At 60.3% G+C, this 20042-nt stretch carries 20 protein-coding genes; 7 read left to right on the top strand and 13 right to left on the bottom strand.

All coding sequences use genetic code 11. The annotated features are described in order from the left end of the window. From FIU90_RS06470 to pseI, 4 genes are read left to right on the top strand one after another with little or no spacing between them, the layout of a single operon-like run. Positions 1 to 669, top strand: coding sequence for a trans-aconitate 2-methyltransferase (locus FIU90_RS06470; RefSeq protein ID WP_152434041.1), 669 nt, complete (start codon positions 1 to 3; stop codon positions 667 to 669). 40 nt (positions 670 to 709) lie between these two features. Next, positions 710 to 2026, top strand: a complete 1317-nt coding sequence (locus FIU90_RS06465; protein ID WP_152434040.1) for an NAD(P)-binding protein — start codon at positions 710 to 712, stop codon at positions 2024 to 2026. Positions 2027 to 2037: 11 nt separating this feature from the next. Further along, positions 2038 to 2772 (top strand): WbqC family protein, encoded by a 735-nt coding sequence (locus tag FIU90_RS06460; protein WP_172970199.1) that lies wholly within the window; start codon positions 2038 to 2040, stop codon positions 2770 to 2772. Next, positions 2769 to 3824: a pseudaminic acid synthase gene (pseI, locus tag FIU90_RS06455; RefSeq protein ID WP_152434038.1), complete on the top strand. Its 1056-nt coding sequence runs from the start codon at positions 2769 to 2771 to the stop codon at positions 3822 to 3824. Before FIU90_RS06460 ends, pseI begins: the two co-directional genes overlap by 4 nt. A gap of 6 nt (positions 3825 to 3830) precedes the next feature. Here the strand turns inward: pseI and FIU90_RS06450 are convergent, their stop codons facing one another. Then, positions 3831 to 5420 (bottom strand): hypothetical protein, encoded by a 1590-nt coding sequence (locus FIU90_RS06450; RefSeq protein WP_152434037.1) that lies wholly within the window; start codon positions 5418 to 5420, stop codon positions 3831 to 3833. A gap of 437 nt (positions 5421 to 5857) precedes the next feature. On the opposite strand from FIU90_RS06450, the gene FIU90_RS06445 reads away from it, so the two are divergent. Then, positions 5858 to 7387, top strand: coding sequence for a CpaF family protein (locus tag FIU90_RS06445; protein WP_152434036.1), 1530 nt, complete (start codon positions 5858 to 5860; stop codon positions 7385 to 7387). A 319-nt stretch (positions 7388 to 7706) separates the two neighbouring features. On the opposite strand, the gene FIU90_RS06440 is transcribed toward FIU90_RS06445, so the two are convergent. Beyond that, a complete protein-coding gene (locus FIU90_RS06440; protein ID WP_152435729.1) occupies positions 7707 to 7949 on the bottom strand; it encodes a hypothetical protein in 243 nt (80 codons plus the stop codon). 65 nt (positions 7950 to 8014) lie between these two features. Here FIU90_RS06440 and FIU90_RS06435 point away from each other — a divergent pair, with 65 nt between their 5' ends. Further along, positions 8015 to 8935, top strand: a complete 921-nt coding sequence (locus FIU90_RS06435; RefSeq protein WP_152434035.1) for a DMT family transporter — start codon at positions 8015 to 8017, stop codon at positions 8933 to 8935. Between the two features lie 58 nt (positions 8936 to 8993). Next, positions 8994 to 9125, top strand: a complete 132-nt coding sequence (locus FIU90_RS06430) for an entericidin A/B family lipoprotein (RefSeq protein WP_172970198.1) — start codon at positions 8994 to 8996, stop codon at positions 9123 to 9125. 11 nt (positions 9126 to 9136) lie between these two features. Here the strand turns inward: FIU90_RS06430 and FIU90_RS06425 are convergent, their stop codons facing one another. The 11 genes from FIU90_RS06425 to FIU90_RS06375 all read right to left on the bottom strand — a co-directional run bounded on the left by FIU90_RS06425 (position 9137) and on the right by FIU90_RS06375 (position 20042). After that, a complete protein-coding gene (locus tag FIU90_RS06425) occupies positions 9137 to 9745 on the bottom strand; it encodes a DUF938 domain-containing protein (RefSeq protein ID WP_152434034.1) in 609 nt (202 codons plus the stop codon). A 15-nt stretch (positions 9746 to 9760) separates the two neighbouring features. Beyond that, positions 9761 to 11341: a fatty acid--CoA ligase gene (locus tag FIU90_RS06420; RefSeq protein WP_152434033.1), complete on the bottom strand. Its 1581-nt coding sequence runs from the start codon at positions 11339 to 11341 to the stop codon at positions 9761 to 9763. Positions 11342 to 11410: 69 nt separating this feature from the next. Then, positions 11411 to 11857, bottom strand: coding sequence for an ABA4-like family protein (locus FIU90_RS06415; RefSeq protein ID WP_152434032.1), 447 nt, complete (start codon positions 11855 to 11857; stop codon positions 11411 to 11413). Then, positions 11857 to 12615, bottom strand: a complete 759-nt coding sequence (locus FIU90_RS06410; protein WP_152434031.1) for an NAD(P)H-binding protein — start codon at positions 12613 to 12615, stop codon at positions 11857 to 11859. Before FIU90_RS06410 ends, FIU90_RS06415 begins: the two co-directional genes overlap by 1 nt. Next, a complete protein-coding gene (locus FIU90_RS06405; protein ID WP_152434030.1) occupies positions 12608 to 13795 on the bottom strand; it encodes a deoxyguanosinetriphosphate triphosphohydrolase in 1188 nt (395 codons plus the stop codon). Before FIU90_RS06405 ends, FIU90_RS06410 begins: the two co-directional genes overlap by 8 nt. Positions 13796 to 14114: 319 nt before the next feature. Continuing rightward, complete coding sequence (locus tag FIU90_RS06400; RefSeq protein ID WP_152434029.1) at positions 14115 to 14819, bottom strand: aspartate/glutamate racemase family protein; 705 nt, start codon at positions 14817 to 14819, stop codon at positions 14115 to 14117. Positions 14820 to 14916: 97 nt separating this feature from the next. Further along, a complete protein-coding gene (locus FIU90_RS06395; RefSeq protein WP_234029652.1) occupies positions 14917 to 15885 on the bottom strand; it encodes an alpha/beta fold hydrolase in 969 nt (322 codons plus the stop codon). Further along, positions 15882 to 16913, bottom strand: coding sequence for an SO2930 family diheme c-type cytochrome (locus FIU90_RS06390; RefSeq protein WP_152434027.1), 1032 nt, complete (start codon positions 16911 to 16913; stop codon positions 15882 to 15884). Before FIU90_RS06390 ends, FIU90_RS06395 begins: the two co-directional genes overlap by 4 nt. Continuing rightward, complete coding sequence (locus FIU90_RS06385; RefSeq protein ID WP_152434026.1) at positions 16910 to 18112, bottom strand: parallel beta-helix domain-containing protein; 1203 nt, start codon at positions 18110 to 18112, stop codon at positions 16910 to 16912. Before FIU90_RS06385 ends, FIU90_RS06390 begins: the two co-directional genes overlap by 4 nt. A 75-nt stretch (positions 18113 to 18187) precedes the next feature. Then, positions 18188 to 18547: a hypothetical protein gene (locus tag FIU90_RS06380; RefSeq protein ID WP_152434025.1), complete on the bottom strand. Its 360-nt coding sequence runs from the start codon at positions 18545 to 18547 to the stop codon at positions 18188 to 18190. Positions 18548 to 18551: 4 nt separating this feature from the next. Continuing rightward, entirely contained in the window at positions 18552 to 20042 is a 1491-nt protein-coding gene (locus FIU90_RS06375; RefSeq protein ID WP_152434024.1) for an NAD(P)(+) transhydrogenase (Re/Si-specific) subunit beta, read from the bottom strand.

The raw sequence follows: 20042 nt of genomic DNA, 5'->3' as shown, positions 1-20042 counted from the left end.
ATGGGCAGCAGTTTCAAGAACGATATCGAGGCCTTGGCCAAGCATTACAGCGAGCTCGTCAAAAAACACGGCGATGCCGCCGAGAGCGCGCAATATGCCGACCGCGGAACGCAGGAGCGCCGCATGGAAGTCCTGTGCGAGATCGGCGTTACAAAGTCGAGCAAGGTGCTCGATTTCGGCTGTGGCACGGGTCAGATGCTCAGCCTGCTGAAACGTACGATCGGTTTCGAAGGCGAATACGTAGGATACGACATCTCGCCCGAAGCGATCAAATTTGCGCGCAATGCTCATCCCGAAGGCCGTTTCGAAGTTCGCGACATTATCGCCGAGCCCGCCGAGGAGAGCTTCGATTACGTGCTCGTCAGCGGTGTGTTCAACAACCTCATCACCGACAATCGCGGTTTTTTCGAAACGATTTCACGCACGCTGATGGCGCAGGCGCGAAAGGGATACGCCTTCAACATGCTCAGCCGCTATGTCGATTACCTCGATGAGGGGCTTTTTTACGAGGACCCGGCGTACGCATTCCAGTTCTGCAAGGAAGAGCTTTCGCCGCTCGTTTCGCTGCGCCACGATTATGCCGTACGCGAAGGATCGATGCCGTTCGAGTTTACAATTTACGTCTACCAAAGCGAGATCGAACCGAGGCCCCTCAAAGGACAATCGTAGTTAACGAATTGTCTACGCCTTCCCCGTACTCCCTTCGGCCATGCGTGCCGAACATCACAATCGCGATGCCAGATTCCCGGATTCTTTCGGTGGCAAGGGTGTCGCCCCCTTTGCGCCGCGCGTCCGGATCGTCGGGGGCGGGCTGACCGGCATTCTCGCCGCGTTTCAGGCGCACCGAATGGGCGCGCGGGATATCGACCTTTACGAACGGCTCGACAGGCTGGGCGGGATTGCACAGCCCGAGCTTCGTGACGGGCGCGAAATGCGCGAAGGCTGCATTTACTTCGGTCCTGAAGGGGACCCCATACGCAGTCTGCTCGAAGCGCATGGCGTGAAGTTCGAAGAATTCGACAATACATTCGGCTCGGTCAGTGGCTCGCTCGAAAATCCCACCTGTCTCCATGATTTTGGCGGACCATCAATGAAGGCATCCAGTATCAAGCTTGGTACCCTTCGCGGTGACAGCCTTGCGGACCGGATAGGCTGCTTCGACGCGTCGATCGCCGAGCCGCTCTTTCGCTATGTGGAATGGCATGTCGGCTGCGATCCGGCGAGCTTGCACAAAGATTCAGCGATCCCTCTCGCGATAAACCGCGTTTTCCCGGAAGGCCCCGATCTCGATGCTCTCGCGAAAGCAAAGCGCACCGATGATCTGGCCGATGAATTGTTCGGCATCCCGCGCTCGCTCTGGGGATATTCGAACAACGCGAAAGCCAGCCTCCCAGTCGGTGGTTTCACCGAAATGTTTCGGCAGTGCCGCCGCGCACTGAAAGCCATTGGCGTGCGCATCCATGAACGCAGGCTCGCCAACCCGAAGAAAGTGCTGAACGAGTGGTCGCGCGAAGACCTGATCGTGTGGGCAGCGAGCCCGATGCCGCTGTTCAAGGCTATGGGGCTCGAAGCGCCCCGCGCCCCTGCACGCAAATTCGCGACCCATGCGTTCAAGGTCGACTGGACCGGGCCTGTGCCATTCTATGTCCAGAATTTCACCGCAGAAGGTAGCTGTTTCCGCGTATACATCTATGAAAGTGGCGGTAGCACCTTGCTGACAGCCGAATGCGTGACAAAACCCCAAGAAATTGATCTCCATCGCGAAATCCACAGTTTGCTCAGAGGATTCGACGGTCAACTTGCGATCGGAGATCTGCTTTACCGGACCGTAAAGCCGCGCTGGCTCTACCATTCGACCGACACGATTGATAAGCTTGGCCAGCTGCGCGCTGCGCTCAAGGCTGAACGAGGCGACGCTTTTGTCGCAGGCGCATGGGAAGCCTACGCAAAGGGTGAAAAGTTCGCCGAAGTGGAAGCTGATTTGCAGAAGGCGCTCGAAATGCAAGCGATCCTGGCGGCACTATGATTTGCGCGATCATGCAGCCGACCTATTTGCCGTGGATCGGATATTTCGACCTTATCGATACGGTCGATCACTTCGTCTTCCTCGACGATGCCCAAGTTCTCAAACGCAGCTGGGGGGTGCGCAATCGCATCATCGGTCAGAATGGTGAGGCTTTCCTGACGGTTCCTCTGACCGGGCATAGCCAGATCGGCGAAAATACTTTTGCGAACACGGCAATCGATCCGAATCCGAAATGGCGCAAGACGCACCTCGCTACGATCCGTCATACCTACGGCAAGGCGCCGTATTTTTCCGAGGTCTTCCCTCAAATCGAGGAGCTTATGTCGGCGGAGCACGCGACGATTGGCGCGCTCAACATGGCTTTTATCCGGTCAACAGCCGAACGCCTCGGTATCGAAACACCCTTCAACCGGTCGTCGCAACTTGAGGGTGCGGAGGGTCGCAAGGATGACCGGCTGCTAGCTATCTGCCGGGTTATCGGTGCAGATTCCTACCTCGCGGCGCAGGGCAGCGCAGGATACATCGAGCGGGACAACGAAGCCGGCGCGTTCGCCGGATCGGGGGTCGCACTTTGGTATCACAACTTCGCGCACCCGGAATATCGCCAGGCAGGCGAACGGTTCACAAGCCATATGAGCATCATCGATCTTCTGATGAACTGCGGTTACGCGTCGGCGCTGGAGATCATCCGCTCGGGGCGACGCGAAAAGCTTACGAGCGCAGAAATGAAGAAAGAACTGGCATGACAAGAATGCCCGAAATCAGCATTGCGGGTCGCCCTATCGGACCCGACCACGAGCCCTACATCATCTGCGAGTTGTCCGGTAACCATAACGGCAGCCTGGACCGCGCCATCGAATTGCTTGAAGCAGCCGCGGCGACAGGTGCCGATGCGATCAAGATCCAGAGCTACACGCCCGACACGATCACGATCGATCACGATGGACCCGAATTCAAGGTCGAGGGCGGATTGTGGGACGGTCGCACGCTCTACGATCTTTACGGCGAAGCGCAGACGCCGTTCGAATGGCACGAGCCGCTCTTTCGCCGGGCGAAAGAGCTTGGTGTGACACTGTTTTCCTCACCTTTCGACACCAGCGCGGTCGACCTGCTCGATGAGCTTGGCGCACCCGCTTACAAGATCGCTTCGTTCGAAGCGGTCGACCTGCCGTTGGTCGCCTACTGTGCTTCAAAGGGCAAGCCGATGATCATATCGACCGGTATGGCGAATCTCGACGAGATCGGCGAAGCGGTGAAGACTGCAAGAGAAAACGGGTGCGAAGAAATCGTTCTCCTGCACTGCGTCAGTTCCTACCCCGCCCCTGACGAGCAATCGAACGTTCGCACCGTTCCCGACCTTGCAGAACGTTTCGGCGTCGTTTCAGGGCTGTCAGATCACACTTTCGGATCGCCGGTGGCGGTTGCCTCGATCGCGCTTGGAGGCTGCGTGGTGGAGAAACACTTCACGCTTGCCCGCGCCGATGGCGGCCCGGATTCTGCTTTCAGTCTGGAACCGCACGAGTTCAAGAGCCTGGTTGAAGACTGCAAGCGCGCGTGGCGTGCGCTTGGCCAGGCGACTTATGATCTGCAAGGCAGCGAAAGCGCTTCGGTGCAGTTCCGCCGTTCGCTCTACGTGGTGGAGGATGTCGCTGCAGGCGAAAAGCTTACGCGGCAAAATGTCCGATCGATCCGGCCCGGACACGGGCTTGCACCCAAACACTTTCCCGAAGTGCTCGATCGCACTGCAGCGCGCGATCTCAAGCGCGGCGAACCGCTGGAGTGGTCGGCGCTCGTTTGACCGTACCTACCGATTCTTGTCGGAACGGACGTAATATCGGAATTTCGTCCACTCGCCTTCGTGTTCGAAGACCGGTTCATACTGGTCTAGGATGGCATTGAAGCGTTCGTCTTCGGCAAAGACCCGTTCCCACTCAACCTCGACATGGCGAAGTGGCCAGCTCGTGCTCTCGTCGAGGATCAGCACGTCGGGCGGCATGTCCTCCCATAGGCGAAGCATTTCATCGTGCAACAACTGACGGCCCGGATCGTCGAGGGTGATGGCAGGCATGGCGCGGCCAGCGTTTTCCGGTCGGTCCAGCGGCTTGAGCTCGGATGCTACATAGGAATTGTTCATGCTCGCATTCCAGCGCAGCGCGCCATGCGAGGCGAGGAACTGGTTGAACGGCGATGGATGCATTGTGAGCATTCCGACCCGCTTCTGCTCGACCGAGAGCCCGGACTTTTCCATCACCTCGTAAAGCTCGTTTGCCGATCTCTGGTAGACGAATGTGGCACGCAGCTCTCCTACCACGGGACGCAGGATCAGCAGAATGATCGCGACTTGCCACAAGAGCTTCAGATGGACCCGTGCCATCCAGAACCAGGCAAGGTAGGCCATCGTCACGGGAAAGAGATGGTGCGTGTACCAACGCGACTGGATCCAGGCTGCGATTATCGCTGCGACCACCATTGCAAGACCGATTACCGTCACCCTCGCAGGAATCTTGAACGCGAAGGCTAGCAACAGGAAGAACAGCGAAAGCGCCATGCGGATCGCCGCCTGTTCGATATTGATCTGCGTGCCTGTGAGGTTCGCATCGATCGCGCTGACCACTGCGCCGATTGCTTCGCGTTGAGCGGGATCGAGAACCAGCCAGAACAAGAGATAGGTCGCAACCATCGCACCGGACACGAGGTTCTCGATCTTGAACAATGCGAGCGGCTGGCGGCGGAGTGCTGCGTCCGCCAGTTCGACGAGGAGGACTACGAGCGCATAGAGGTATTTCAGCAGTAAGGTGGCACCGAGCCACACACCGACTACGAGGCGCGTCTTCCAGCCTGTCCGGGTGTTGTCGGGATCCGAAACGCGAAGAACAAGATAGGGCCACAGTCCCAAGACGACCATGTGTTCGCGCAATCCGAAGACGTTCTTGTAGAGGATCGGCAAGATTACAAGAATTGCGACCGATCCGACCAGAAACAGCGGCGATGCACCGACTGTGACGCGGCGAATGTGAAAGGCAAGCCCTGTAGAAAACAAGACCGCGATCCCGGTCTGCAGCATGACCGCGAGGTCGAGCCGCAATCCGGTGAGATCGCTGAGCCAAACCGACATACTGAACCACGCCCGTTCTGCCGGGGGGAAATAGAGGCTGTAATCGCGGAAGCTCTCGCCCAGCGTTACAGCAAGTCGGCCCGAAAGCGCCGCGCCGGCAAGATCTGTGTGAACGGAGTAGAACGATCCGTAAAACAGCTGGAGCGAACCCAAAAGCGCAATCGCAAGCGCCGCGAACGTCACGACGGAATTCAGGGGCCAGACTTCGGCTTCGATCGCGCCGGTGGGACGATTATCGATGCTCCCGCCCGATCCAATGGTCTGTGTGCTGGAGGTCATTTGGACCCGATCCTCTCGGCAGCAGGATGTATTTGCCTGTCTCAACCGGGAGCGGATCCCGATTACCCACGGCGTTAATCCCGAAGAATTCCTGTGCGATCCCCTAGCGCAAAGTCTTGATGAGATGGTTAACGCTTACGCATTCGCCTGTGGGTACATTTTCAGGCAGCTCCACGCATGAGATAGATGCGGAAATACCAAGGCCCGGGTGGGTTCTTTGAATTCTGCAGGAACCCGATCGTCAATCAGAGTTGGAAAAAGCGTGCTGCACCGCCTTCGTGATCGGCTTCAAACCCGAAGCCGGTGCGTTGTCGTGGGAGCAGCCAGCCTTAGGAAAAAAATAAGGTTTCCGAATTATTCACCACATTCCGAGAGGCACTGTTCTCCATGTGAGGGCATTGCTGGGGATGAATTGTTATTGACCCTGGGGGCTACGAATGAGCGCATTCGGTAAAAAAGGCGGTGCAGGCGGCATGAAGCCGGGTGGACGCCCGGCATTTGGCGTGGCCCGCCCGATGAAGGGCGGAAAGCCTTCCAGCGAGGAATCTGCAGGCGGCGAACAATTCCCGCCGCTCCCGGGTGAAGGTGAGAAAGCTGAATCGAAATCGCCTCCCCCCTCCTCCAAACCGCAGAACACCGCCGATGCGATGGAGCGCCTTTCCGAACGCATGAATGCGGTGCATACGCCCGAAGAACAGGGCGGGTTCGAAGCCAGCGTTCACAAGATCAAGGAGCAGGTGCTCCCGCGCCTGCTCGAACGTGTCGATCCGGAAGCCGCCGCGACGCTCACCAAGGAAGAGCTGTCGGAAGAGTTCCGTCCGATCATCATGGAAGTTCTGGCCGAGCTGAAGGTCACGCTCAACCGCCGCGAACAGTTCGCGCTCGAAAAGGTCCTGATCGACGAGCTTCTGGGCTTCGGTCCGCTCGAAGAGTTGCTGAACGATCCGGACGTGTCCGATATCATGGTCAACGGCCCTGAGCAGACCTACATCGAGAAAAAGGGCAAGCTGGTCATCGCGCCGATCAAGTTTCGCGACGAACAGCACCTTTTCCAGATCGCGCAGCGCATCGTGAACCAGGTCGGCCGCCGCGTCGACCAGACCACACCGCTTGCCGACGCCCGCTTGAAGGACGGCTCGCGTGTGAACGTGATCGTGCCGCCGCTCTCGCTGCGCGGCACCGCGATCTCGATTCGTAAGTTCTCCGAAAAGCCGATCACCTTGGACATGCTCAAGGAATTCGGCTCGATGTCGGAGAAGATGTGCACCGCGCTGAAAATCGCGGGCGCATGCCGGATGAACATCGTCATTTCGGGCGGTACCGGTTCTGGTAAGACGACCATGCTCAACGCCTTGTCGAAGATGATCGACCCGGGCGAGCGCGTTCTCACTATCGAGGACGCCGCCGAACTTCGCCTGCAACAGCCCCACTGGCTGCCGCTCGAAACCCGTCCGCCCAACCTTGAAGGCCAAGGCGCGATCACCATCGGCGACCTTGTTAAGAACGCCCTGCGTATGCGTCCTGACCGCATCATCCTGGGTGAGATTCGTGGCGCCGAATGTTTCGACCTTCTCGCCGCCATGAACACGGGCCACGACGGCTCGATGTGTACGCTTCACGCCAACTCGCCGCGCGAGTGCCTCGGCCGTATGGAAAACATGATCCTGATGGGCGACATCAAGATCCCGAAGGAAGCCATCTCGCGCCAGATCGCAGAATCGGTCGACCTGATCGTGCAGGTAAAGCGCCTTCGCGACGGTTCGCGCCGTACCACCAACATCACCGAGGTGATCGGCATGGAAGGTGACGTGATCGTGACGCAGGAGCTGTTCAAGTTCGAATATCTCGACGAGAGCGAAGACGGCAAGATCATGGGCGAATTCCGCTCGTCGGGTCTGCGTCCCTACACGCTCGAAAAGGCTCGCCAGTTCGGTTTTGACCAGGCTTACCTTGAAGCCTGCCTGTAAGGCAGGCCGCCCTCAATCGCCGGGCGCGAGCCAACCGGCTCGCTTGGGTTGGCCATTGGCCTGCTTCGCATCCGTCGCAAAAGCGGCGACGCGCGGTCGCGCTTGCGACGCCTTTGGCGTCGATCAATGAATAGCGAAATTGACAAAGTTGACACCGTGTCAACCGGCCAAATTCACGATTTCTCGTTATAAATCGGATATTTGTACCAAGATAGCGAAGTTGACACTTGTCCAACTCGCTTTCGGGCTTGGGCAGGGTTATTTGGCTGTCAAAGAGCGCCACCCTGATCGCACGGGCAACGCATTGTAGGAAAGCCCTTCACAGGTTGCCCAGCACAACCGGCAGGCTCATCGCGAGCATGCCGCCGCCGATAACTGCGAACAGCACGAACAACGTCGTCCATGGCATGAAGCCGACCCTCTCCAGCCGCGCGAGGTTTCGCCCCTTGTTGCGCCGCCGCTCCATCAGCCCGCAAAACCCCGCGAGCACCCAGAAGCCTCCGCCGAAGACGGCGAGTTGCGCGGCATCGCTTAGCAACAGGAATTGGCCCCAAAGGTTCATGGCAATCGCGATGTAGAGCCACACGCCGCTTGCGCAATCCCCAAGCAGCCCTAAATCCGCCAGCCATGGATGGTTCCGTCGCCCGCCCTCGCCCGATGCTCGCGCTGATCGTGCGCCTCGCAACGGCGGCGGTGCTCGCGACCATGGCGATGCTGGTCAAGCTCGCGGGCGAAAAGGGCGTCCACCTTGCCGAACTCGTCTTCTGGCGGCAGGCGATTACGCTTCTTTGCGTCGTCGTCCTGCTCGCCGCATGGGGCAAGCTCGCCAGCGTCAAGACGAAGCGCTTTGCCGCGCATGCACGCCGCGCCATCTATGGCCTTACCGGCATGTTCTTCGTTTACGGCGCTGTGATGCTCCTGCCCCTGCCCGAAGCGACCGCGATCAGCTTTACCGCGCCATTCTTCGCGGTGATGATTTCGGTCATTCTCTTCGGAGAGAAGGTCGGGATCTACCGCTGGGGCGCGGTCGTGCTCGGCTTTGCAGGCGTGCTGCTCATCACGCAGCCGAGCTTCATCGGCGGCGGCAGCGACCTTGTCGATCCCTTCGGTGCGGCGGTGGGGCTCGTCGCGGCGTTCCTCGTCGCGCTCATCAGTTTCCAGATCCAGGATTTGAACACAACCGAAGCGCCGTGGAGTATCGTCTTCTGGTTCGTGCTGCTCACCACCCCGATCGCGGCGCTCGCTTTGCCCTTCGTCTACGAACCGCATTCAGGCGAAGTCTGGGCGATCATCATCGCGATGGCGCTGTGCGGCGCACTGGCCCAGATCCTGCTCACCACCTCGCTGCGCTTCGGTTCTGCGGCGGTGATCCTGCTGATGGACTATACCTCGCTCCTCTGGGCCACGTTCTACGGCTACACCGTCTTCGATCAACCGCCCGGCCCCGGCCTGTGGCTCGGCGCTCCGCTCATCGTCGGGGCGGGCGTGCTCATCGCATGGCGCGAAAGGCAACTCGCCCGAAGCAGGCCTCAACCCGTCGCAGATTAGGAACCAGCGGAAAAAGCGGGCATAAGAGCGTCAGCTAGTGAACATTGGAAAGACGAACATGATCCGCAAAACCGTTATTGCAGCTGCACTCGCTGCGCTCACGCTCACCTCAGCCGCCTGCAATACCGTCAAAGGGCTCGGCGAAGACATCAAATCGGTCGGCGAAGCGGGCGAAAAGGCCATAGACTGAGCCGCTCGGGCTCAGATGCAGCGATAGACGAGCATCAGGTTGTTGGCCGGCATTTCCTCCCGCCGGGTGCGGGCAAGACCTTCGCGCGCCGCCAATTCGTCAATATCTTCGACCTTACGCAGCCCCCAATCGGGATTGCGGGCGCGCAAACTTTGGTCGAATTCGAGGTTTGAGGGTGCGGTCCTCGTCCCCGCTTCGAGAAACGGGCCGTAAATTATCAGCGGCGCGGCGACGTTTTGCGAATTGCCCAGCGCCTCTCCGCAGGCGGCGAAAAGCCCCTCGGTCGCCTCCCACGGGCTGATGTGCACCATGTTGATGCAAATGATGGCATCGACGCGCGAAACCTCCCAGGTCTCCGGACGCCCGGCATCAAGCACAATGGGATAGCGCAGATTGTCGCCCGAATATTCGGCATGGCGAGCGATGATCGAACTCAGGGCGGATGGATCGACGTCGCTCGGCTGCCAGTCGAGCGCCGGGAAACGCCATGCGAAGTAGGCCGCGTGCTCGCCCGTACCGCTGGCGATTTCGAGCACGAGGCCGCTTTCGGGCAGCTCCTCTTCGAGCACCGCGGCGATCGGCTCGCGGTTGCGCGAGGTGGCGGGGGCGTGGCGTTTCAAGTCAAATGAAACCGATCAGGAGACCTGCCGCTCCTGACCTTCCCAATAGGGTTCGCGCAATTGCCGGCGCAGGATCTTGCCCGATGGATTGCGCGGCATTTCGGGGATCACATCGACGCTTTTGGGCACCTTGAATGCGGCAATGCGTTCACGCGCATAGCCGATAATGTCGTCCGCATCGATTTCGTGACCCGGCTTGGCGACGACGCAGGCCTTCACCTCTTCGCCCCATTTGTCCGACGGCACGCCGATCACCGCGACTTCCGCGACGGCAGGGTGGCCGAAGATCGCGTTTTCGACTTCGGCCGGGTAGACGTTCTCGCCACCGGTAATGATCATGTCCTTTATCCGGTCCTGGATATAGACGTAGCCGTCTTCATCCATGATGCCGGCATCGCCGGTGTGAAGCCAGCCATCGGGATCGATCGTGCTGGCAGTTGCTTCGGGAAGTTTCCAATAGCCGTCCGTGTTGGACGGTGACTTCACGCAGACCTCGCCGATTTCGCCGCGAGGCACCTCCTTGTTATCCGGCCCACGCACCTCGATCTGTGCCCCCGGCACCGCCTTGCCCGCCGAGCGCATGCGCTCATTGCCTTCGAGTGTGTGGTCCTCGGGCGGCAGGATCGAAATGGTGCCACTCGTCTCCGTCATGCCGTAGGCTTGCAGGAAGCCTGCATTCGGCATTGTTTTCACCGCTTCCTGCAACAGCGCAAGAGGCATCGGTGCAGCGCCATACATCAGGTATTTCAGGTGGCTGAAGTCGGTTTCCGCAGCGCGCGGATGCTGGACGACCATCTGGAGCGCGGCGGGCACGATGAACATGTGCGTCGCGCCATTCTCGATCGCCTCGAGCACGCCGACAGGGGTGAATTCCGCCTGCACGAGGCTGCGGATACCGTTGGCGACCGCGATGTTGATCAGGCCCGTCCCGCCGATATGCGCGCAGGGCATGGCGATGAGCATGCAGTCGTCCGGCTCGAAGAAATTCCATGCTAGCCCCACTTCATTGCCCGGATTGCGCAGGCCGAGGAGGTTGGCGTTGGAAAGCACCGCGCCCTTCGGATTCCCGGTCGTGCCGGACGTGTAGAGTTGGAGGATGGGCTCGCCCGGGTCAGGCGGGTGGTAATCCGCCGGTTCGGACTTTGCCATCGCCGCGCGTGCCTCGGCATCGCCGATGATTTTCGGTTTGGCGGGTAAGTCCTTACAGGCCTGCTCGGCGCAGTCTGCGAACATCTCTTCGACGAATACCAGCTTGGCGCCTGTATCCTCGAGAATGTAGGCGACTTCCCGCGGGGCGAGCCTCCATCCGATCGGCACCATGACCGCGCCCATGCGCGCGGCGGCGAGGTAAAGCTGGCAGTAGAGGTCCGAATTCTTGCCGAGCCAGGCGATCCTGTCACCCTTCTCGATCCCGAGTGACTTGTAAAAGCCGATCAGTCGCCTGGTATTTGCATCAAGATCGCCATAGGAGGTGATCCGTCCTTCCTGCTCGAACGCCGGTCCGTCGGGGCGCTCTTTCGCCCAGAAGTCTAGGATTTCGTCGAAAGTGATGAAGGTGTGATGCGGATCGCGTTTGACCGTGCCTTCCCAGCCCATGCGTTTTGTCTCCCAATGCGTGTTTGCACCAGGACTAGGCATCTGGGCCTTCGGAATCCACTATTTAACTTATTGCCAGCGCCCCGAGGCTCGCGCGCGCGGCTCGCGAACCAGCAGCCAGATGATGAGGCCGAGCGGCCCGGCAACGAAGGTGGCGAGCAAGATCGGCGCCTGGAGCCAGCGCGAGAAGAGCTTCGCATCGGCATCACGCGCGATCCACAGGCCAACAAACAGGTCGAAAGCGAGATAGTGTGTCCAGCCGATTGCAACCCCCGCGTCGCTCGCAAAAATCGACCGGACTCCCTCGATCGTGGAGAAATCAGCACCGCCCTCGCCCGCCGGGACCAGCCCGGTGAGCACGGCAATCAGTCCCGCCGAATAGATCAGACAGAGCAGCCCAACGCCGAGGTAGAGGATGCCTGAAAGCAGTGCGGGCCAGCGGGGAAGCGCAATGAGCGCGACCCATGCAAGCAGCGCAAGCATATTGACCGCGCCGAATACGAGCGTCCAGTCCATCACTCTTCGTGTACGATCGTCGCGTCGGCCTTGGCTCGCCATTCGCGCGCGGCGCGCTTCATCGCCACATTGTCATGCGTGAACCGTCCGGCAGCACGCCGCATCGCAAGACCCAGCGCGGCCTCGGCGACGAGGTCGGCATCGATCGACTGGTACATTTCATACTTTGACGGCAGCAGCGGTTCGACCAGCGGTGCGACCGTCATCGCGGCCTTTTCGGCAAACCGGAAATCGCCTTCGCGGGCACCCCGAAGCAGGCCGGGGCGAAGAATATCGAGCCGCTTGAACCCGATTTTCGACACGGCCCGTTCGGTCTCGCCCTTTACCTTCATGTAGAGGTTCTTGGAGGTCGGATCGGCGCCGGCCGCGCTGATCAGCACCATGTTGAGCACGCCTGCAGCCTGGGCCGCCTCGGCGGTTTCGACGATGAGATCATAGTCGACGGCGCGAAATGCTTCTTCGTCGCGGCCAGACTTCTTCCAGGTCGTACCGAGTGCGCAGATGAAAGAGCGCGGCTTCAACGCCTCGAACACCTCGCCCCATTTCGAAGGCTCTGCAACGAACATCTCCATCCGTGCGCCTTCGGGAAGCTTGATCTCACGCCGCGCAATCCCCACGATCCGGGTGTATTCGCTCGCGCTGGAAATCTCGATCACACGCCGTCCGATAAGGCCGGTGGCGCCGACCATGCCGATGCGCTCGGCCGATTTTCGCCCGATCGTGCGTTTGTCGGAGGGGCGCCGCCTGAAATTAGACATTCACAAGCCCTTTCGGCCTCTCGCCATAGATTTCGGTGCACGCCTGCATCGCGAACCGATCGCTCATCCCGGCGATAAAATCTGCGATTACCCGTGCGCGCTGGGGATCGTGCTTGGGGAGACGGTCTTGCCAATCACCCGGCATCAGCGTGGCATCCTGCGAATAAGCGGCGAACAGGCGTGCTACAACATCGCGTGCACGTCCCGCGGCTTCGACCTGCTCGGGGTGGTAGTAGAGCTTTTCGTACATGAACGATTTCAACGATCGCTCGTGCGCCGACATTTCGGGCGAGAAGCCGCCGGATTGTCCATTTGCAGAGCGCACGTCAGCCACCGATTCCATTCCCACGACCTGTTTCTTCGTATCTTCTATCACATCGTTGACCATCAGGCCGATCTGATCTCTTATCAGTTCGCGCAATTGGCGCTCCCGCGGGGCGTGTGGAAAGCGCTTTTCGACCGCGCGCCACTGATCGGCGATGAATGGGAGCTCCATGAGGTCGTCCAGCCCCAAAAAGCCCGCGCGAAGCCCATCGTCGATATCGTGATTGTCGTAGGCGATATCGTCCGAAACAGCCGCAATCTGCGCCTCGAGCGATGGCCATGTGCCGAGTTCGAGCGGGAAATCCTCGTCCAGTTCCGCAAGCGCCCAATTTGGCGCGCTCACGGGCCCGTTGTGTTTGGCGAGCCCTTCGAGCAGGTCCCAGGTCAGGTTGAGTCCGTCATGCTCGGGATAGGGGCTCTCGATCCGCATGACCGTGCGCAGCGCCTGCGCATTGTGGCAAAAACCGCCGTGGCGCTGCATTGCTTCGGAAAGCGCATCCTCGCCAGCATGGCCGAATGGCGGATGGCCCAGATCGTGGGCAAGACACAGCGCCTCGGTCAAATCCTCGTCCAGTCCGAGTGCGCGAGCGATCACGCGACCGATCTGCGCGACCTCCAGACTATGTGTCAGCCGGGTCCGGTAATGGTCGCCTCCGGGGGCGATGAAGACCTGCGTTTTCGACTTGAGACGGCGGAAGCTCATCGAATGGATGATCCGGTCGCGATCGCGCTGGAATTCGCTTCGCGGACCGCGCGTTTCCGCGCCAGCGGAACCGTGTGAATGTGTGGATTGTCGGGGGCCGAACTCACGGCCGCCATGATTGGCCGGATCGGCCGCGTAGGGAGCGCGGATCATCACGGTTTCGCGATTAGGTCAGGGAGCGCTGGCGCTCAACCGGAACAGATTGGCAACACGCAGAGAATGGCGAACGTTGCATGACGCCGGTGCGGTCCCATCGCCGATGTCCGAAGAAGCGGGGCCGCCTTCCGGGTGCATTGGGGGGGGTGGAAAGCGGCCCCAGGTGCCTCCGGCTTAGCGACCCGAGGACCCGGAATCTGTCCAATACAAAGAAATGACAAATTCGTGTTGTGCAACTAGTCGCGCGTTAACGAATATGCACCCGCGATCATTTTGCGATGCGGCAGAATGTTTCGCGCGAGGGGTGAAACGCAAGTTACTCCACCAGTTCCTGTTCGAGAATCCAATTTGCCGCAGCCTCGCAATGGATACGGGTGGAATCGAAAACCGGCAAAATGTTCGCGTCGACGTCGACGACCAGGTCAAGCTCGGTACAGGCGAGAACGATTGCACTCGCACCTTCCTGAGCCTTGTTGGTTATGATGGTTTTCATCGCCCGCTCGGCATCGCGCGTGACTTTCCCGACCATGAGTTGATCGTAGATGATGCGGTCCAGAATTTCGACATTCGCCATGTCCGGCGGGAGCAAGTCCACGCCATGGGCCACCAGCCGCTTTCGATAAAAGCTTTCGGTCATGACGTTGCGCGTACCGATCAGCGCGGCGCTCTTGTGCCCCGATCGTTTGAGCGCCTCACCGACATAGTCGGCAATATGCAAAATCGGAATGTTGATCGCTGCGGCGATATCGTCATGCAGCTTGTGCATTGAATTGGCGCCAATAATCAGTCCTTCGGCACCGCCGTCTTCCAGCCGCTTCGCGCTTTCGATCAGGACTTGGGCGGCGCGTTTCCATTCTGTATCCGATTTGAGGGCGTAGAGCTGGCGAAAATCCAGACTCTCGATCAGCATCGGCGCGCTCGCCATCGGGGCGGCGCGCTTTTGCACCAACCGGTTGATCCGGTCGTAATACATGCCGGTGGACACCCAGCTCATGCCCCCGATCAGACCCAATTTGCGCAAATAACTTTCCCCGAATCTCGCGTTTTTGCTTGCCTCGTTCTGCAATGAACGGGGAAACGCGTCCATAGGGTCCCGTTTGGTACGAGATTTTCGCGGGTTAAGTGGTTGATGTGACCTTAACGAGCCACTCTCTGAGGTCCTGGAGCGTCTCTTCGGGTGCCTCTTTCTGCGGCAAATGGCCAATGCCGCGATAAACGATCAGCTCACTATCCGGCATGCGCTCATCGAGCCATTCGCCTGCAGCGAGCGGTATCAGGCGATCTTCGTCGCCCCACATGATGAGCGTCGGCACTTCGATACCGGAAATCTCACCCTCGGCGAGAGGGTCGTAGTCGGTCGAAAATCGCTTCATTGTCGCGCGCCGATTGCCGGGATAGCGCAGCAGCTCCCAATATCGGTCGACCATCGCATCGGATACAATCGCCTTGTTCGACACTGTCTGTTCGAGACTCGTCCTGATGAGCGAGCGCGGGGTTATACTCTCGGCGAGCGAATTGATGATCGGCGTCCGCGCAATCGTGAAACCGAGATTGCCGCCGTCGTCCTTTTCCTCGCGAAGGTCGGGTGGTCCGCCTGAATCCACCAGGACCAAACCTAGAACTCTCTCGGGATAAGCCGCGGCAAATGCGAGAGCGTGTTTTCCGCCCATCGAGTTCCCGCCGAGCACGAATTGTTCAAGCCCCAGCCGGTGAGTGAGCGCGCGAATGTCCTCGGTAAAGGTCGCGCGGCTGTAATCGTCATTCGGATCGGGTCCGGTAAGGCCGTGGCCCACCTGGTCAAAGCGTACGACGCGGTAGCTGTCCTTCAGCCCCTCGGCCCATTCGTCCCAAGTGTGAAGATCCGAATTCGAACCGTGAAGGAGCACGATTGCGGGCGCATCGCGCGGCCCCTCGTCGCGAACGTGGAAGATCTGGTCGCTGCTCTCGACATGCACAAATTGCGAGGGCGGACCGCCGTATTTTGCGCGCATCTCGACCGCATCGGTGTCGGGCGTTCGCGCGAGAATGTATCCGATCACGAGCGCGGCCAAGAGGCCGAACACGATCCGCAAAGTCCATTTTTTCACGTCGCGTCGTTCCCCTGTTTCATTTCCGCGATCCATTTGCGCACCACCGCAACGCCCTCCTCATCCACGGTGGATTTACCGAGTTCGGGCATGGCAATGCCGGGCTCAGCGGAATCCATCCGGTAGACGAGGATAGAGGCATCGGGATCGCCCGGCGCGATAGAAACCTTGTGCCCCCCTGCCCCGCGCCCTGCGGCGACCGGGGGCTTGCGTATGCCGAGGGCATGAGGCTCGTCCTGCTCCCACCTGAGGTCGAGCCCCGAATTCGACGCACCGCCGCCGGGCTGGTGGCAATGCGCGCAGTTGACGTCGAGATAAGCGCGCGCGAGCGCTGCGGTATCGGCGCCTTCACGAACCGCCCAGTCGGGCATGGAGTCGCTGCCCGCAGGCACCTCGCTCAGCCGCCCCGCCTCCACCATCTGCGCGAGCCACTCCTTAGAGAGGTTGCGCGCCTTGGGGCCGATTGGGATCACCTCGCCGTCCATGGAATGGCAGGTCTTGCACTGATTCTTGTTGGGCACACGGTAGCTGATCTCGCTGCCGTCGGGCCTTGTGATGGGAAGCCGCGCGCCGGCGAGTGCGAGCCTCGCCTCGGTCTGCTCATCATTCCAGCGATAGGGCAGCGCCAACCACCCGTCGGGACGGTGCAGCAGCACCCGGGTCTCGATGAAGCGCTGATTTGCGCCTTCTCCGAACGCGAAGGTCTTGATGATCGCCGATCCAACCGGAAATTGCAGCAGGCCGTCGCCAACGGCTACCAGCTGCTCGCCGTCCGGAAGGTAGATGTAGCGCAGCTTGTCCGCGCCATCCGAATAAAGCGGCGTGTTGAGCTCGTATGGGACGACGCCCGGCGCAGGATCGGTGCCATTGCGTTTGCGGAAGAACCCGAATTCCTCGAGCGTTCGAGGCATGCTGTCCCCGAGCAGCAGCGCATCGTTTACGACCACCGGAGGCGGAACCGCCCCGCCCGCGATCGCCCCGCCGAATGCGAGCGCCGAAGCTGCCAGCAGGACGACCGAATGCCTCACTGCAGTCGCGCCTCCATACCGTCAGGAAGTGCGACGGGCGTGAACTTCACCTCAGTCACTATCGGAACCGGAGCGAGTATCTGAGGCTGGGCTTCTGCAAAGGGCTGTCCAACCGTCTTCAGGCCGAGAGAGACGACCGGCACCGTATCGAGCTTCACGAAGTTGGAGTGGAGCCCATCGGTCAGCACCGGTGGCAAGGCACCACCCATGGCGGCGGCAATCATGTCGCCACCTGCAAAATCGGGTGCGTAACCGCCGGTGCCGTAGATGTTGTTACTGATCACCACATCGACAGGTCGCGGTTCGTAGCGATCGTCATTGTACTCTTGTGTGTAGGCGATCATCATGACGTGACTGGTCGAATTGTTGACAAGCGCATTCTCGCTGATGTGCACCCCCTTGTTGGCCATCACCATCACGCCGGTTCCGGCGGGGACGCTTGCGACGATGTTTCCTTCAGGCGCGAAATTGTCTGTGTTGTTGTCGATCACCGCATTGCGCGCGACCAGGACATTGCCTCCGCCGACTTTTGGCAGGCCTGGCAAATCGAAGACCAGAATGCCTCCGGTATTCCTGGTCGCCAGATTTTCAGTCACCTCGGCATTGTTGCTGTTCTCGATTTCGATGCCGGCAACATTCTCGACGACGCGATTGCGCCGAACGATAATGTTTTCCGACTGCCCTACATAGATGCCCGCATCCGATGCGCCGCGAACATAGCTGTCCTGTACAAGGATATCGCTCGCTTCGACCGGATAGATGCCATAGGCGCCGTTGTTCGCATCCGGGCCGTTGGTCCATTCGACCCTGATCGCGTGATAAATTATCCGGTCGGCTCCTTTCGACTTGATCCCGTCACCCTTCGCATTCTCGACGGCGAAATCCCGCAATGTGACGTCGTCGGAGGTGACGAGCAGTCCTTCCCCCGAACCCTGCTGGCCGGTGAAATCGAGGACCGATTCGTCGGCACCGGCCCCGCGCACGGTAACCCCGTCGACATCGAGGCTGAGCCCGTCGGTGAGCATGTAGCGCCCCGCCTCCAGCAAGACCTCATCCCCCGGCTGGGCCAGAATCAAGGCTTCCTGCAGACGCTCCTGAGCGCCTTGGCCCGGTGCAACGGTATGCGTCTCGGCGAGCACCGGCGCGGTGTTTGCAAGGGCCAGAGCGCACAGGGGCGCGGCGACGGTCAGTCTGATCATTTGTATCTCCCTCCGCGGCGTATTGTGGCGCAAGGGAGACGGATTGCAAGTAGGGCCAGGTGGTCGGCAGGAAAGTCAGAGGCGCTTGATCATCAGGTCGAAGCCGCAGGTGCCGCCTGCGCGCACCAGCGTCTCGACCGCCTCGCGATCGTCGACACGGCGAAGGCGCGCCATCGCCTCGCCCATCGAGAGCGGGATGGCGGTTTCGCCGTCCTGGGGAGCCATGCGCTCAAGCTTGCGGAGTTGGCCAATCGAGAGCCGGTCGACGAGGCGCGGCGCCATGCAACTTGCCATTTCCGGTGGCACGCTATTGTCGAGCAACGCCTGTTCAACCCGCGCTTCCGTCACCTGCTCGAGCAGCCCGTCCTCACGAAAAAACATCCATGCACCTAGGCCAAGCAGTGCGACTAGCATCAGGATTGCGATCTTGCGCATCGGATCAGTCCAGCGCCTTCACGATTTCCTCTACCATTTTCTTGGCATCGGAAAGCAGCATGGTCGTCTGCGGCAGGTAGAAGACGTCATTATCGACCCCGGCATAACCGACACCGCCCATCGAGCGTTTGATGAAGAATATCTGCTTGGCCTTCTCGACATCGAAAACCGGCATTCCGTAGATCGGGGATGACTTGTCGGTCTTGGCAGCCGGGTTCACCACGTCGTTCGCGCCGATGATGAAGGCGACGTCGGCGGTGGCGAACTCGCTGTTGATGTCCTCTAGCTCGAACACCTTGTCGTAATCGACTGCAGCCTCGGCGAGCAGCACGTTCATGTGCCCGGGCATCCGTCCGGCAACCGGGTGGATTGCGAACTTCACCTCCACACCCTTTTCTTCGAGCAGATCGGTCATTTCGCGCAGCGCGTGCTGCGCCTGCGCCACCGCCATGCCGTAGCCGGGAATGACGATGACCTTTTCCGCCTGTTCGAGCATGAAGGCCGCATCCTCCGCGCTGCCCTGTTTGAAGGGCCGCTGCTCCCTCGGATCGCCCCCCGCGCCTGCGCTGTCCTCCGCGCCGAAGCCGCCCGCGATCACGCTGATGAAGCTGCGGTTCATCGCCCGGCACATGATGTAGGAAAGGATCGCGCCCGATGATCCGACCAGCGCGCCAGTGATGATCATGGCGCTGTTGCCGAGCGTGAAGCCCATCGCTGCGGCAGCCCAGCCCGAATAGCTGTTCAGCATCGACACCACGACCGGCATGTCCGCCCCGCCGATCGGAATGATCAGCAGGAAGCCAATGGCAAAGGCGAGCACGGTTATCGCGACGATCAGCGGCATCGTGGCCTCGGGACCGCTCGCCGCGGCGAACAGTCCGGTGAGAACGATTATGCCCGCGAGCACGCCCAGGTTGATGACATGGCGCAGCGGCAACAGGATCGGCGCGCCGCTCATCCGTCCCGAAAGTTTCAGGAAGGCGATGACCGAGCCCGAGAACGTGATCGCCCCGATGGCGATGCCGAGGCCCATTTCGACTTTAGAGACCGCCGAAATCATGGATCGATCTTCATAGATCGCCGGATACAGGCCGTCTCCCACAAAAGGCACAAGCAAGCCAAATGCCCCCGGATTGAGGTACGCCGCCCAGCCCACCAGCACCGCAGCCAGGCCGACGAGGCTGTGAAAGCCTGCGACAAGCTCGGGCATCGCTGTCATCGCGATCCGCCGCGCGATCGTCACGCCGATAATTCCGCCGAGGAACATGGCGATGCCGATCTCGGCAATGTTGGCGATGTCGTGGGTGACGAGCGTGGTCACCACCGCGATGAGCATGCCGATCATGCCAAAACGGTTGCCACGGCGGCTTGTGGCGGGGCTCGAAAGACCGCGCAGCGCGAGAATGAAGAACACGCCCGCGACGAGATAGGCGAGCGGGACCCAGGGCTGCGTCGCTCCGGCGTCGGCTGCGCCGGCAAGAATGGAGAAGTTCAT

It is taken from the genome of Erythrobacter sp. THAF29, from assembly GCF_009363635.1.
In the GTDB taxonomy this organism is placed as follows: domain Bacteria; phylum Pseudomonadota; class Alphaproteobacteria; order Sphingomonadales; family Sphingomonadaceae; genus Erythrobacter.
The sequence above is the reverse complement of the archived record's forward strand: the minus strand, read 5'-3'. Positions and strand labels throughout refer to the sequence as shown.